Origin of the sequence: Micromonospora sp. NPDC049107 (assembly GCF_040648595.1) — a bacterium.
Taxonomy (GTDB): domain Bacteria; phylum Actinomycetota; class Actinomycetes; order Mycobacteriales; family Micromonosporaceae; genus Micromonospora.
In genome coordinates, this window is the sequence record NZ_JBEZEC010000002.1 from 264,028 (window position 1) to 278,049 (window position 14,022).

General features: G+C 71.4%; 11 protein-coding genes and 1 pseudogene. 7 read left to right on the forward strand and 5 right to left on the reverse strand.

Going from position 1 to position 14,022, the window contains the following annotated elements:
• Nucleotides 1–238 precede the first annotated feature (238 nt).
• Together pyk and AB0B55_RS06385 are read left to right on the forward strand one after the other, a co-directional pair.
• Entirely contained in the window at nt 239–1,687 is a 1,449-nt protein-coding gene (pyk, locus tag AB0B55_RS06380; protein ID WP_355049534.1) for a pyruvate kinase, read from the forward strand.
• Nucleotides 1,684–2,568: an acyl-CoA thioesterase II gene (locus tag AB0B55_RS06385; protein ID WP_357170780.1), complete on the forward strand. Its 885-nt coding sequence runs from the start codon at nt 1,684–1,686 to the stop codon at nt 2,566–2,568. Before pyk ends, AB0B55_RS06385 begins: the two co-directional genes overlap by 4 nt.
• A gap of 9 nt (nt 2,569–2,577) precedes the next feature.
• Here AB0B55_RS06385 and AB0B55_RS06390 read toward each other — a convergent pair whose 3' ends face one another.
• On the reverse strand, nt 2,578–3,240 hold the full coding sequence (locus AB0B55_RS06390; protein WP_357127158.1) for a YceI family protein: 663 nt from the start codon (nt 3,238–3,240) through the stop codon (nt 2,578–2,580).
• Nucleotides 3,241–3,463: 223 nt separating this feature from the next.
• Here AB0B55_RS06390 and AB0B55_RS06395 point away from each other — a divergent pair, with 223 nt between their 5' ends.
• Together AB0B55_RS06395 and AB0B55_RS06400 are read left to right on the forward strand one after the other, a co-directional pair.
• Nucleotides 3,464–3,928 (forward strand): Rrf2 family transcriptional regulator, encoded by a 465-nt coding sequence (locus tag AB0B55_RS06395; RefSeq protein ID WP_030334362.1) that lies wholly within the window; start codon nt 3,464–3,466, stop codon nt 3,926–3,928.
• Between the two features lie 132 nt (nt 3,929–4,060).
• Entirely contained in the window at nt 4,061–5,071 is a 1,011-nt protein-coding gene (locus AB0B55_RS06400) for a sulfite exporter TauE/SafE family protein (RefSeq protein ID WP_357170782.1), read from the forward strand.
• 352 nt (nt 5,072–5,423) lie between these two features.
• On the opposite strand, the gene AB0B55_RS06405 is transcribed toward AB0B55_RS06400, so the two are convergent.
• Nucleotides 5,424–6,863, reverse strand: a complete 1,440-nt coding sequence (locus AB0B55_RS06405) for a pyridoxal-dependent decarboxylase (protein ID WP_357170784.1) — start codon at nt 6,861–6,863, stop codon at nt 5,424–5,426.
• 240 nt (nt 6,864–7,103) lie between these two features.
• Between AB0B55_RS06405 and AB0B55_RS06410 the strand changes: the two genes are divergently transcribed.
• The gene (locus AB0B55_RS06410; protein ID WP_357170786.1) at nt 7,104–9,404 is read left to right on the forward strand and encodes a cellulose binding domain-containing protein; all 2,301 of its coding nucleotides are present in this window, start codon (nt 7,104–7,106) and stop codon (nt 9,402–9,404) included.
• A 199-nt stretch (nt 9,405–9,603) separates the two neighbouring features.
• Here AB0B55_RS06410 and AB0B55_RS06415 read toward each other — a convergent pair whose 3' ends face one another.
• Nucleotides 9,604–10,626: an LLM class flavin-dependent oxidoreductase gene (locus AB0B55_RS06415; RefSeq protein ID WP_357170788.1), complete on the reverse strand. Its 1,023-nt coding sequence runs from the start codon at nt 10,624–10,626 to the stop codon at nt 9,604–9,606.
• A 33-nt stretch (nt 10,627–10,659) separates the two neighbouring features.
• The gene (locus AB0B55_RS06420; RefSeq protein ID WP_357127173.1) at nt 10,660–11,139 is read right to left on the reverse strand and encodes an Lrp/AsnC family transcriptional regulator; all 480 of its coding nucleotides are present in this window, start codon (nt 11,137–11,139) and stop codon (nt 10,660–10,662) included.
• Nucleotides 11,140–11,222: 83 nt separating this feature from the next.
• On the opposite strand from AB0B55_RS06420, the gene AB0B55_RS06425 reads away from it, so the two are divergent.
• Entirely contained in the window at nt 11,223–12,401 is a 1,179-nt protein-coding gene (locus tag AB0B55_RS06425; protein ID WP_357170790.1) for an aminotransferase class I/II-fold pyridoxal phosphate-dependent enzyme, read from the forward strand.
• Here the strand turns inward: AB0B55_RS06425 and AB0B55_RS06430 are convergent, their stop codons facing one another.
• On the reverse strand, nt 12,402–13,070 hold the full coding sequence (locus AB0B55_RS06430) for an NAD-dependent epimerase/dehydratase family protein (RefSeq protein ID WP_357170792.1): 669 nt from the start codon (nt 13,068–13,070) through the stop codon (nt 12,402–12,404). It abuts the gene before it with no gap.
• A 96-nt stretch (nt 13,071–13,166) separates the two neighbouring features.
• Here AB0B55_RS06430 and AB0B55_RS06435 point away from each other — a divergent pair.
• Nucleotides 13,167–14,017 (forward strand): annotated as a pseudogene (locus AB0B55_RS06435) (alpha/beta hydrolase).
• The last annotated feature ends 5 nt before the right edge of the window (nt 14,018–14,022 follow it).

The window sequence follows — 14,022 nt, forward strand, 5'->3', positions numbered from 1 at the left end:
CGCCGTGCCCGCTCGGCCCGTCCCGGGGGCGTCGCAGAGGGCCGTCGCCGGGAGCGGCCCGACACCGGCTCCGCGCGGAGGCGTACGATTCCCGGCGCGCGGTCGCCGTTGCCCGTCGCCACAACGTTCCGGTGCGCTTGCGCCCGCCGGCCCGACGCGTGCCACGCGTCGTTGGACACCTGTTCCACTGCCTGCAAGGGGTCGGCCCCGAGTCCGACCTGAAGGAGAGACTAGCCTGATGGGCGTGACACGCCGCGCGAAGATCGTCTGCACTCTTGGACCCGCCACCTCGTCCCCGGAGCGCATCCGGGGTCTCGTCGAGGCCGGCATGAACGTGGCGAGGCTCAACTTCAGCCACGGCAGCCACGAGGACCACGAGGCCGTCTACCGGCTGGTCCGGGAGGCGTCCGAGGCCGCCGGCAAGCCGGTGGCGGTCCTCGCCGACCTGCAAGGCCCCAAGATCCGGCTCGGCAAGTTCGCCGACGGCCCGCACGAGTGGCGCACCGGTGACTCGGTCGTGATCACCGGCGACGACATCCTCGGCACCAAGGAGCGGGTCTCCTGCACCTACACCAAGCTGCCGCACGAGGTGAAGCCCGGCGACCGGCTGCTGATCGACGATGGTCGGGTCGCCGTCGAGGTCACCGACGTCACCGGCAACGACATCCGCTGCCTCGTCACCGAGGGCGGCCCGGTCTCCAACAACAAGGGCGTCTCGCTGCCGAACGTGGCGGTCAGCGTGCCCGCCATGTCGGACAAGGACGCCGAGGACCTGCGCTTCTCCCTGGGCCTCGGTGTCGACCTGGTGGCGCTCTCGTTCGTGCGCTCGGCCGAGGACATCAAGCTCGTGCACAACATCATGGCCGAGGAGGGCGTCTTCCGCCCGGTGCTCGCCAAGGTCGAGAAGCCGGAGGCCGTGGAGCACCTCGAGGCCATCGTGCTGGCCTTCGACGGCGTGATGGTCGCCCGTGGCGACCTCGGTGTCGAGATGCCGTTGGACGAGGTTCCGCTGGTGCAGAAGCGCGCCGTGCAGCTCTGTCGGGAGAACGCCAAGCCGGTCATCGTGGCCACCCAGATGCTCGACTCCATGATCGAGAACTCCCGCCCCACCCGGGCGGAGGCCTCGGACGTGGCCAACGCCGTGCTCGACGGCGCGGACGCGGTCATGCTCTCCGGCGAGACCAGCGTGGGCAAGTATCCGGTGCTCACCGTCAGCACCATGGCCAAGATCGTGACGACCACCGAGGCCGGTTCGATCGGCGTGCCGCGGTTGCAGCACGACCCGCGTACGCACGGCGGCGCGCTCACCGTGGCCGCCTCGTCGATCGCCCGGGCCATCAACGCCAAGGCGCTCGTCGCGTTCTCGCAGACCGGCGACACCGTGCGACGGCTGTCCCGCCTGCACTGCGACCTGCCGCTGCTGGCCTTCACGCCGGTCCCCGAGGTGCGCGACCAGCTCGCCCTCACCTGGGGCGTGGAGACCTTCCTGATGCCGTTCGTGCAGCACACCGACGACATGTTCCGTCAGGTCGACCAGGCGCTGCTCGGCCTCGACCGGGCCAACCCCGGTGACTACGTGGTGATCGTGGCGGGCAGCCCGCCCGGCACCCCCGGCTCGACGAACACGCTGCGCGTGCACCAGCTCGGCTCGCTGGTCGACGCGGCGTCGGCGCGGGCGCTGCAGTGAGCGATGGTCGGGTCGCGGTCGGCCAGGCGGCTGTCGACCAGCTGCTGGAGGTGCTGGACCTCGACCCGACCGGGGAGATGACCTTCCGGGGGATGAGCCCCCCGGTCGGTCCACAGCGGGTGTACGGCGGCCAGGTTGCCGGTCAGGCCCTGGTCGCCGCCGGCCGCACGGTGGATCCGGAGCGCTTCGTGCACTCGCTGCACGGCTACTTCGTCCGCCCCGGCGATCCGGCCGAGCCGATCGAGTACCAGGTGGAGAACATCCGCGACGGCCGGTCGTTCTCGGTGCGTCGCGCGGTCGCCCTCCAGCACGACAGGCCGATCTTCTTCATGTCGGCGTCCTTCCAGCGGGCCGAGGAGGGGTTGGACCACCAGGCCCCGGCCCCGCTGGACGTGCCGCCGCCGCAGGACGTGCCGACGATGTCCGACCGGCTCTCCCGCTACCCCGAGCGCCTCGGCATGTGGGGGCAGATCCCCCGCCCGATCGACGTGCGCTACGTGGGGGAGCCCGGCTGGGTCCGCCCCGGCGACCGACCGGCCGACCCGCACCAGCGGGTCTGGATGCGCATCGACGGCAAGTTGCCCGACGACCCGCTGCTGCACGCGTGCGCGCTCACCTACGCCTCCGACCTCACCCTGCTGGACTCGGTGCTCTCCGTGCACGGCGAGGTGTGGGGGCCGGGCGGCCTGGTCGGCGCGAGCCTGGACCACGCGCTGTGGTTCCACCGGCCATTCCGTGCCGACGAGTGGTTCCTCTACGACTGCTGGAGCCCGTCGGCGTCCGGCGCGCGAGGGCTGGCGACCGGGCGGATGTTCACCACGGACGGCCGGCAGATCGCCAGCGCCGTCCAGGAGGGTCTGCTGCGCCGCGTCGGCGCCTGACCCGACCGGTCACGCCTGGTGGATGGCCTCACCGGCGATCTCGATCTGCACGGTCTTACCGACGAGGACGCCGCCGCTCTCCAGGGCGACGTTCCAGAGCAGGCCGTAGTCCTCACGGTTGATCTCCGCGGTCGCGCTGAATCCGAAGATGTTCTGCCCGTACGGATCACGCCGCGCGCCGCCGAAATTCACCTGTAGGTCCACCGCACGGGTGATTCCCTTCACCGTCAACTCACCGGCGAGCACGAAACGATTGGGCTCGGACTGCGGCGGCGGATTGTGACTTCTGCCTCGTCCGCCGAGTCGGTGGTTGCGCAGGCGCGCCCAGTAGAAAATCGGGTCGTCGTTGCTCTGCCACGTGATGCCCGTGCTTCGATATTCGAGAGTGGGATAACGCTCCACGTCGAGGAAATCGGCGCTTTTCAGGTGGGTGTCCCGGTCGGCGCTGCCGGTGGAGATGCTCGCCGACGCGATCGTGGCGGTCACCCCGGAACGCAGCGGATCCTCCCCGACCGTGATCTCCGCGGTCGCCTCGGCGAACTCGCCGCGCACGGGGCTCACCATCATGTGACGGGACAGGAAACCGATCCGCTTGTGCGCCTGATCGAGGCGGTAGGTGCCGGCGATCGGGATGGTCATGCCATCCCAGGTGCGTGTGGCGACATCGGTCATCGTGTTGCCTTCCCCCGGGGTTAATCAACGTCCGGTCCGAACTCCACCAACCGGCCGGACAGTCGTACTACCCGCCCAGCATAGGGAGGTTCGGAATCGTCCTTTCGGGCCCCACCGGTTAATGGATCAAGGTGCGCGGCGTAATTGGTTGTCCGTCGATGCGTGGCCGATCGGTTGAGGGTCGCCGGTACCGGCGGATGACCTGCGGGCTAACCTTGCCGGCATGCGTCTCTCCGCCCGGGTCGACTACGCCCTCCGCGCGGCCGCCGAGCTGGCCGCGACGGCCAGCGGCCCCGGGCGGGGCCGGCCGGTCACCGCCGACCAGATCGCCCGTGCGCAGGAGATCCCGCCGAAGTTCCTGGAGAGCATCCTGTTGCAGCTGCGCCGGGGTGGCATCGTGCACGCCCAGCGCGGTCCGGAGGGTGGCTACTGGCTGGCCCGCCCGGCCGAGGAGATCTCTCTCGCGGAGGTGATCCGGGTGATCGACGGGCCGCTCGCGCACGTGCGGGGGCAGCGCCCCGAACAGCTCGGCTACCACGGTCCGGCCCGCGCCCTCCAGGAGGTCTGGATCGCGCTGCGCGCCAGCGAGCGCGAGATCCTGGAACTGGTCAGCGTCGCCGACGTGGCCGCGGGGGCGCTGCCCGCGCGGGTCACCGAGCTGGCCGCCGACCCGCGCGCCTGGATCTGACGCCTCCCCGGGCGGACGCCTCGACGCCGACCTGCGGGCGTCCCATCCACCGATCAGACACTTGACCCCGGCTCTGCCGTGCCGCATTGTCGACCAAGTCGATAGGAGATACCGAAAAGTCAGGGGGCGCTCGTGCGCAAGCTACTGGTCCTCGCTCTGGTCGGGCTCGTCGCGCAGTTGATCGATGGTTCACTCGGCATGGCGTACGGGTTGACCTCGTCCACCCTGCTGCTGGTAGTCGGGGTCGCGCCCGCCGCCGCCTCGGCGTCGGTGCACCTGGCCGAGATCGGCACCACGCTCGCGGCCGGGATCGCGCACTGGCGGTTCGGCAACGTCGACTGGCGGGTGGTCACCCGCATCGCCCTGCCCGGCGCGATCGGCGCGTTCGCCGGGGCCACCCTGCTCAGCTCGATCTCCACCGAGTCGGCCGCGCCGTGGATGGCCGCCATCCTCTTCACCCTGGGCGCGTACCTGCTGGTGCGCTTCGCCCGACCGCTGCGTACCGGTCGGGTCGGCGGACGGCTGCGCGGACGCTTCCTCGGCCCGCTGGGCCTGGTCGCCGGCTTCGTCGACGCGACCGGCGGCGGCGGGTGGGGCCCGGTCGCCACCCCGGCGCTGCTGGTCTCCGGTCGCCTGGAGCCCCGCAAGGTGATCGGCTCGGTCGACACCGCCGAGTTCGTGGTCGCCGGAGCCGCCAGCGTCGGTTTCCTGATCGGGCTGGGAACGGAGGGCTTCCTCCTCCCCACCGTCGTCGCCCTGCTGATCGGCGGGTTGGTCGCCGCCCCGCTGGCCGCCTGGCTGGTGCGTATCGTGCCCGCCCAACTGCTGGGCGCGGCGGTCGGTGGCGTCATCGTGCTGACCAACGCCCGCACCCTGATCCGGTCGGCCGAGCTGGGCGGCCCGCTCCGCCCCACCCTCTACGTCCTGCTGGCCGCCGGATGGCTGACCGCGCTGCTCTTCGCCGTACGCGCCCTGCGGCGCACCCGTCGAGCCCGCGCCACCGCTGCCGCCGCCACCGAGACGGCCACGGCAGCCGGCGCTGTCTTGCCGGTGCTTCCTGAGTCGGTCTCTGTCATCACCGGCGCTGCCGACGGCAGCGCACCGGCCGATCTCAGCGTGGCGGGCACCCCGGGAGGGCGCTGACTCGCGCGGCGGCTTCCGGTGACGTCGGTCGACTTGGTGCTCTCCCGTCGGTGTTCGCGGCGGAGTGCCTACCCCCCTGTGACCGTGATGCCTGTGAGTCATCTTGATGACTCACAGGCATCACGCTCATTTGGGTCCTCGCCCCGCAGGCGGCGCTGCCGCCGGCCATCAGCCCTGCCGGCGGGCAGCCGGGACGCGGCTCCTCTGCCGCCGTCGCGGCGGGAGGTCGACTGCGGATCGGTGATGTGGCGGTGTCTGCAGGCGGCGACGCCGCGACGTCGGCGATCTGGCGGGGTCTCCGCGTCGCGATGCCGCCACATCGGCGACCTGGCGGGCGGTAGCGTCCGGGCCGTCAGCGCGTCAGCAGCTTGTCCGCTGCCTCGGCGAGCAGCGCCCACGTCTCGTCGATGTGCGCCGCGGTGGTCTGCGGTGAGCCGACGGCCAGCCGCAGCGTGTACCGGCCGGCCACCCGGGTGTGGGTCAGATGTGCCCGCCCGCTGGCGTTCACCCGGGCCAGCAGCTCGGCGTTCGTGCCGTCGTCGGCCCGCAGCCGGAAGCAGACCAGCGAGAACGGGTGCGCCGCGGCCAGCTCGAACCGGTCGTCGGCGCGCAGGTGATCGGCGAACCGGGCGGCCAGGGCCACGCCCGAGCGGATGTGCGCCCGCAGCCCCTCGACGCCGTACCAGCGCAACACGAACCAGAGCTTCAGGGCCCGGAAACGGCGACCCAGCGGCACCTGCCAGTCCCGGTAGTCGAGCACCGCGCCCGAATCTGAGGCGGCGTTGCGCAGGAACTCGGGGAGCACGGTCAGCGCCTCGACCAGTTCTCGGCGGTCGGCCACCCAGAACGCGTCGCAGTCGAAGCCGGTGAGCAGCCACTTGTGCGGGTCGAAGCAGTAGGAGTCGGCGTACTCCAGGCCGGTGTGCGACCAGCGCAGTTCGGGGCAGACGGCGGCGGAGCCCGCGTACGCCGCGTCGACGTGCAGCCAGATGCCGTACTCGGCGCAGATCGCCCCGATCTCCGCCACCGGGTCGATGGCGGTGGTGGAGGTCGTGCCGATGGTCGCGACCACGATGGCGGGTACGTCCCCGACGGCCAGATCCGCCTCGATCGCCGCGCGCAGCGCGTCCGGGCGCAGCGCCTGGGTGTCCGGGTCGACGTCGATCGACCGGATGCCGTCCGCGCCCAGTCCGGCGATCCGCGCGGCCTTCTCGATCGAGGAGTGCCCGTGCACCGACGTGTACGCGCGGTAGCGCCGGTCGATGCCGGTCGCGCGCCAACGACCCCCGCTGGCGCGGTGCAGCGCGGCGAGGGTGGCCACCAGTGTCGCCGAGGACGCCGAGTCCTGGATGACGCCGCCACCGGGCCCGGTGGAGGAGAAGCGCGGCGGCAGGTCGAGCAGCTCGGCCAGCCAGTCCATCATGACCGTCTCGAGTTCGGTGCAGGCCGGGCTCGTCGCCCACATCATGCCCTGCACGCCGAGCCCGGAGCTGACCAGGTCACCGAGCAGGCTCGGACCGGAGGTGTTCGCCGGAAAATAGCCGTAGAAGCCGGGGTGCTGCCAGTGCGTCAGCCCGGGCAGGACGATGGTGTCCAGGTCGGCGAGGAGCGCTTCGACCGGTTCGCCGCCGGTGGTGGGCGGCGAACCCGGTAGGGCCTTCGCCACCGTGCCCGGCGGGTCGGCGGAGGTGACCGGTCGTTGGTGCAGCGTCGTCCAGTAGTCGGCGATCCAGTCGACGACGGCGTGGCCGGCGCGGCGGAACTCGTCCGGGTCCATGTGCGGGGCGCTCATCCGGTCGAGTCGATCAGGCGGTGTGGGGCGGGGTCAAGAGCCGTACGGGGTGACGGTCGTCGATATTGCGGACCGGAAAGCGCTTGCCCTACGATGCGGCTGAGCCGGATCCGAGTTCCAGGGCGTCAACCCCCGACCAGACCGCCGTTCCGTCGCCGCCGCGGCGGACCGTCCACCGTGCTTCCCGGGCAGGGCAGGTGGGCCAACAGCGGTCACCACCGGATCCCCCGGAGGCAGTTCATGCACCCGTCAAGACAACGGCTGACCCTGCTCGCCGCCTCGACGGCGGCAGTCGTCGTGGCCGGCACCGTCGGCACGGTCGTCGCCTCGGCCGCCGCCGTCGGCTGCCGCGTCGACTACCAGGTCACCAACCAGTGGCAGGGCGGCTTCGGCGCCAACGTCACCATCACCAACCTCGGCGAGGAGATCAACGGCTGGACCCTCGCCTGGTCCTACGCCGCCGGCCAGCAGGTCTCCCAGGCGTGGAACGCCACCGTCAGCCAGTCCGGCGCGCAGGTGAGCGCGCGCAACGTCGACTACAACGGCGCGCTCGCCACCAACGGCACCGCCTCGTTCGGGTTCAACGCCTCCTGGACGAGCAGCAACCCGGCCCCGGCCAGCTTCACGCTCAACGGCGTCACCTGCACCGGAGCGCCCCCCACAGGCGACCCGACCACCCCGGCCCCGACCACGCCACCGCCGACCACCCCGCCGCCCACGACGCCACCGCCCACGACGCCCCCACCGACCACGCCCCCACCGACCACGCCGCCACCCACCACGCCTCCGGCCGGGGCGAAACAGCTGGAGAACCTGGACCGAGGGCTGGTCAGCGTCCGCTCCGGCAACGGCAACCTGGTCTCCTGGCGTCTGCTCGGCACCGAGACCTCCGGCGTGTCGTTCAACCTCTACCGCGGCTCGACCAGGGTCAACGCCAACCCCATCACCGGCGCCACGAACTACCTCGACAGCGGCGCGGCGGCCGGCTCGACGTACACCGTGCGGGCCGTGGTGGGCGGCGTCGAGCAGGCGGCGTCCGCGCCGGCCCTGCAGTTCGCCAACGGCTACCTGGACGTGCCCCTGCAGGTGCCGGCGGGCGGCACCACACCCAGCGGGGAGAGCTACACCTACAGCGCCAACGACGCCTCCGTCGGCGACCTCAACGGCGACGGCAGCTACGAGATCGTCCTCAAGTGGGACCCGTCGAACGCCAAGGACAACTCCCAGTCCGGCTACACCGGCAACGTCTACGTCGACGCGTACACCCTGACCGGTACCCGGTTGTGGCGCATCGACCTCGGCCGCAACATCCGGGCCGGCGCGCACTACACCCAGTTCCAGGTGTACGACTACGACGGCGACGGTCGCGCCGAGGTGGCCATGAAGACCGCCGACGGCACCCGCTCCGGCACCGGCCAGCTCATCGGCTCGTCGTCGGCGGACTACCGCAACTCCAGCGGTTACGTGCTGTCCGGCCCGGAGTACCTGACCATGTTCAACGGCCAGACCGGCGCGATCGCATCCACCGTCAACTACGACCCGCCGCGCGGCACCGTGTCGTCCTGGGGCGACTCGTACGGCAACCGGGTGGACCGGTTCCTCGCCGGCACCGCGTACCTGGACGGCCAGCGCCCGTCCCTGATCATGGCGCGGGGCTACTACACCCGGGCGGTGATCGCCGCCTGGGACTTCCGCAACGGCTCGCTGACCAAGCGCTGGACGTTCGACTCGAACTCCTCCGGCAACGGCGCGGCGGCCGGCCAGGGCAACCACCAGCTCTCCGTGGCCGACGTCGACGGCGACGGCCGCCAGGAGATCGTCTACGGCGCCGCCACCATCGACGACAACGGGCGGCTGCTCTACTCGACGGGCAACGGGCACGGCGACGCCCTGCACGTCGGGGATCTCGACCCGGGCCGCGCCGGCCTGGAGGTGTTCAAGGTCGACGAGGACGGCAGCAAGCCCAGCTCGTGGTTCGCGGACGCCCGTACCGGTCAGGTCCTGTGGTCGACGCCGGCCTCCGGCGACAACGGCCGGGGCGTCTCGGCGGACATCTGGGCCGGCAGCCCCGGCGCGGAGTCCTGGTCGGCGGCGGTCTCCGGCCTCGCCAACACCCGTGGGCAGAACATCGGCCGCAAGCCGTCGTCGACGAACTTCCTCGCCTGGTGGGACGGTGACCCCGTCCGGGAGTTGCTGGACGCCACGAGGATCGACAAGTACGGCGCCGGGGGCGAGACCCGACTGCTCGACGGCAGCGGGGTCGCGTCCAACAACGGCACCAAGTCCACGCCGTCGCTCTCCGGCGACATCCTGGGTGACTGGCGCGAGGAGGTGATCTGGCGGACCACCGACAGTCGGGCGTTGCGGATCTACAGCACGCCCACTCCGACCAGCACCCGGATCTACACCCTGATGCACGACCCGCAGTACCGGGTGGCGATCGCGTGGCAGAACACCGCCTACAACCAGCCGCCGCACCCGGGGTTCTTCATCGGTGATCAGATGGCGGGCCCACCCACCCCGAACATCTACCTACGCTGATCTGACCCTGGCGGTACTGATCGAGTTCGCCTAAGGTGGCAGGCACCGGGCCGCAGCCGCGGAATCCGCACAGCTACAGCCCGGTGCTCCACACCGCGGCATCCCCGACCCGTCCCGACCGGGAATGCCGTACCACCACCGGCACCAACATTAGGCACCGTCCGGGTCGCGGGAGTGACGCTGACGTGAAGATCGTGTTTCACGCGTCCCGGCGCAGGCCCCCGGCCACCTTCTCGGCGATCAACTCGTACGACCGCACCCGGTCGGCCACGTCGTACACGAGCGTGGTGAGCATCAGCTCGTCCGCGCCGGTGCGCTCCTGCAACTCGGTGAGCTGCCGCCGCACCGTCTCCGGCGAGCCCATCGCCTGCCCCTCGCGCCGTTGCAGCACGAACTCCCGCTCGAACTCCGTGTACGGGTACGCCGCCGCCTCGTCCGGCGTCGACAACGGCTCCGGCCGACCGGAACGCAGCTTCAGGAACGACAGCGCGCTCGGCGCGGCCAGCCACTCGGCCCGCTCGTCGGTGTCGGCGCAGACCGCGTTGACGGCCACCATCGCGTACGGCTTGTCCAGCCACTGCGACGGCCGGAAGTTCTGCCGGTACAGCGCCAGCGCCGGCAGCGTGTTCGCCGCGCTGAAGTGGTGCGCGAACGAGAACGGCAGACCCAGCAGACCGGCCAGCTGGGCGCTGAAGCCGCTGGAACCGAGCAGCCAGACGGCCGGCTGCTCGCCCCGACCGGGGGTGGCGATGATCTGCCCCGGCTTCTCACCGCTGAAGTAGTTCATCAGATCGGCCAGCTCACGCGGGAAACCCTCCGCCGACAGGCCCTCCATGGTGCGGCGCAACGCCAGCGCGGTCACCTGGTCGGTGCCCGGGGCCCGGCCGATGCCCAGGTCGATCCGGCCCGGGTGCAGCGCCTCCAGGGTGCCGAACTGCTCGGCCACCACCAGCGGCGCGTGATTCGGCAGCATCACCCCACCGGAACCCAGCCGGATGGTCGACGTGTTCGCCGCCAGGTGCGCCAGCAGGACCGCCGGCGCGGAGCTGGCGATCGCCGGCATGTTGTGGTGCTCGGCCACCCAGAAGCGGTGATAGCCCAGCTCCTCGGTGCGTCGGGCCAGCTCGGTGGTGGCCCGCAAGGCCGCGCCGGCGGTGGCGCCCTTGGCGACCGGGGCAAGATCAAGAACAGACAACGGTACGGTGATCACACGCAGTGCCAACTCCCCGGCCTGCCCGTTCATTCCGACGGCCGCTCAGCCCACCCCACGCGCCTGCTCGAAGATCAGGCTGGTCTGCGTGTGCTGCACCACCGGATCGACCGCCAACTGGTCCAGCACGAAGTCCCGCAACGCGTCACCCGACGCGGCCCGCACGTGCAGCACGTAGTCCTCGGCGCCCGCCACGTGGAACACCGACACCACCCCGGGCAGCCGCACCGACCGCGCCCGGAACGCGTCCACCGCCGCCCGCTCGTGCGCCGTCAACCGCACCGACACCAGCGCCTGCAACGGCAGGCCCAACGCCGCCGGATCCACCTCCGCGTGGAAGCCCCGGATCGCCCCGCGCTCGCGCAACGCCCGGGTACGCGTCAGACACGTCGACGGCGCCACCCCCACCCGCTCGGCGAGCGCGTTGTTCGGCAACCGGCCGTCCGCCACCAACTCGGCGAGGATCGCGCGGTCCACCTCGTCCAGGGCCGGATACGGCCGTACATCGTTCGACTCAGAGGGCATCCGAGCATCGTCCTCCGAACCACCGGCCAAAACCAGGGCTCTCAACAGAATCATCCACCAAACTGTTGCACCCAGGTTGGCAGATGTTCGACCCTACCCGCATGACGACGGTGGACACCCGAGCCGTACACGCCGGCCGCGACGACCTGCGCACGCTCGGCGTGCACGTACCACCGATCGACCTCTCCACCACCAACCCACTGCCGTCGGTCGACGACGGCGGCAACGCCTACGAGCACCTCGCGACCGGCGGCACCCTGCCCGCCGACGCCAGCGCCGTCTACCAGCGGCTCTGGAACCCCACCGTCGCCCGCTTCGAAACCGCCCTCGCCACCCTCGAAGGCACCGAACAGGCCGTCGCCTTCGCCAGCGGCATGGCCGCCCTCACCGCCACCCTGCTCGCCGCCACCCGCGACGGCCACCGCCACATCGTCGCCGTCCGCCCGCTCTACGGCGGCACCGACCACGTCCTCGCCACCGGTCTGCTCGGCACCACCGTCACCTGGGCCCACCCCGACGAGGTCGCCACCGCCCTCCGCCCCGACACCGCGATGGTCGTCATCGAGACACCGGCCAACCCCACCCTCGACCTCGTCGACATCGCCGCCCTCGCCGCGGCGGCCGGCGACGTGCCCCTGCTCGTCGACAACACCGTCGCCACCCCCGTCCTGCAACAACCCGCCCGCCACGGCGCCGCCCTCGTCCTGCACAGCGCCACCAAGAGCATCGGCGGGCACGGCGACGTCCTCGCCGGCGTCGTCGCCTGCGACGAGGCCTGGGCGGCGCGCCTGCGCCAGGTCCGCGCCGTCACCGGCGCGATCCTGCACCCCCTCGGCGGCTACCTCCTGCACCGCGGCCTGCAGACACTCCCGCTGCGGGTCCGCGCCCAACAGGCCACCGCCGAGAAACTCGCCGGCTGGCTCGCCGACCACCCCGGCGTACACCGGGTGCACCACCCCTCGGTGTACGACCCGGCGGCGCTCGTCGGCCGGCAGATGTCCGGACCCGGCAGCCTCCTCGCCTTCGAGGTACGCGGCGGCGCGTCCGCCGCCGCCACCGTCGCCGCCTCCTGCCGGCTCATCACCCACGCCGTGTCCCTCGGCGGCGTCGACACCCTCATCCAGCACCCCGCCTCGCTCACCCACCGCCCCGTCGAGGGTGACGCGAAGCCGGACGGTGCGCTGCTACGCCTCTCCGTCGGCCTCGAAGATCCCGAGGACCTGCGCGCCGACCTCGCCCGCGCGCTCGACGCGATCGCCTGATCAGCGCAGCTCGCGGTTGCCCAACACCCGGGTCGGCGAGCCCTCCCGCGCCACCCGCAACATCGCCCGGCCGATCCCGTCGGTGGTCGTCACGTGGTTCGGCAGCAGCCCCCGCAACACCGGGAAGAGCGGACGCGTGACCGCGTACCCGATCCGGTAGGCCCGGGTCCGCGACACCGCCCCGTACGTCGGCTGGATGAACCCCGGCCGCGCCGCGTACCCGTTGGGCAGCAGGTCCATGACCGCGTTCTCGGTGCGGCCCTTCACCCGCGCCCACATCACCCGACCCTGACCGGTCGAGTCGGTGCCGACGCCGGAGACGTAGACGAACGTGACCTGCGGGCTCACCTCGGCCAACAGTCGCGCCGCAGCCATCGGGAAGTCGTAGCTGATCCGGGTGTACGCCGCCTCGTCCAGACCCAGCGACGACACACCGAGGCAGTAGAAGCAGGCGTCGACGCCGGTCAGCTCCGCCCGTACCGACTCCAGGTCACCGACGTCGGCGACGGTCAACTCCCGCAGCTTCGGGTCCCGCTGACCGGTCGGCCGGCGACCGATGGTGAGCACCTCCCGCACGTCCTCGGCGAGCAGGCACTCGCGCAACACGCCCTGACCGACCATGCCGGTCGCACCGAAGATGACCACCCGCATCAGATCCACCCCTGTCATCGGTCCCGCCACAGGCTCCCACGATCGGCATGACCGTCAAGGCCCGGGGAAACCCACTTCGGCCGACAACGCCGAACCGACTCAAGGGGGACGAACATGCCGTTCATCACCGTGGGCACCGAAAACAACACCGCCATCGACATCTACTACGAGGACCACGGCTCCGGCCAACCCGTCGTGCTCATCCACGGCTTCCCCTTCAACGGCGCCACCATGGAGAAGCTCGCCGACCCCCTGCTCCAGGCCGGCTACCGGGTCATCACCTACGACCGTCGCGGATTCGGGGCCTCCAGCCAACCCGACACCGGGTACGACTACGACACCCTCGCGGCCGACCTCGACACCCTCATGACCGAGCTGGACCTGCGCGACACCATCCTCGCCGGCCACTCCATGGGCACCGGCGAGGTGACCCGCTACCTCAGCAGGTACGGCTCCGACCGGGTCAGCCGGGCAATCCTGCTCGCCCCGCTCGCGCCGTTCCTGCTCAAGACCGCGGACAACCCCGACGGCGTCGACGGCAGCGTCTTCGACGGCTTCAAGCAGGCCGTCGTGGCCGACCGGTCGCCTTCCTCACCGCCTTCTGCACCAGCTTCTTCAACTACGAGCAGACCAGGGGCAAGCAGGTCAGCGAGGAAGCGTTCAAGGCGCACTGGGCCATCGGCGCGCTGGCCTCCGCCCGCGCCATGTACCAGTGCATCGACGTCATTCCCACCGACTTCCGCGCCGACGTGCCCCGACTCGACGTGCCGATCCTCATCGTCCAGGGCGACCAGGACGCCGTGCTGCCCTACCCGGTGACCGGCCAACGGCTCGCCCCGATGCTGCCCGACGGCACACTCGTCACCCTCAAGGGCGCCCCGCACGGCATCCCGTGGACCCACGCCGACGAGGTCAACAAGGCGATTATGGACTTCATCGGCGCACCGGCCATGGCCCGCGCGTGACCCTG

What these genes read in the sequence shown, in the direction of transcription:
- AB0B55_RS06395 (WP_030334362.1), top strand. Translation starts at nt 3,464, where the DNA reads ATGCGTCTCTCCGCCCGGGTCGACTACGCCCTCCGCGCGGCCGCCGAG.
- AB0B55_RS06425 (WP_357170790.1), top strand. Translation starts at nt 11,223, where the DNA reads ATGTTCGACCCTACCCGCATGACGACGGTGGACACCCGAGCCGTACAC.
- AB0B55_RS06405 (WP_357170784.1), bottom strand. Translation starts at nt 6,863, where the DNA reads ATGAGCGCCCCGCACATGGACCCGGACGAGTTCCGCCGCGCCGGCCAC.
- AB0B55_RS06430 (WP_357170792.1), bottom strand. Translation starts at nt 13,070, where the DNA reads ATGACAGGGGTGGATCTGATGCGGGTGGTCATCTTCGGTGCGACCGGC.
- AB0B55_RS06390 (WP_357127158.1), bottom strand. Translation starts at nt 3,240, where the DNA reads ATGACCGATGTCGCCACACGCACCTGGGATGGCATGACCATCCCGATC.
- AB0B55_RS06410 (WP_357170786.1), top strand. Translation starts at nt 7,104, where the DNA reads ATGCACCCGTCAAGACAACGGCTGACCCTGCTCGCCGCCTCGACGGCG.
- AB0B55_RS06420 (WP_357127173.1), bottom strand. Translation starts at nt 11,139, where the DNA reads ATGCCCTCTGAGTCGAACGATGTACGGCCGTATCCGGCCCTGGACGAG.
- pyk (WP_355049534.1), top strand. Translation starts at nt 239, where the DNA reads ATGGGCGTGACACGCCGCGCGAAGATCGTCTGCACTCTTGGACCCGCC.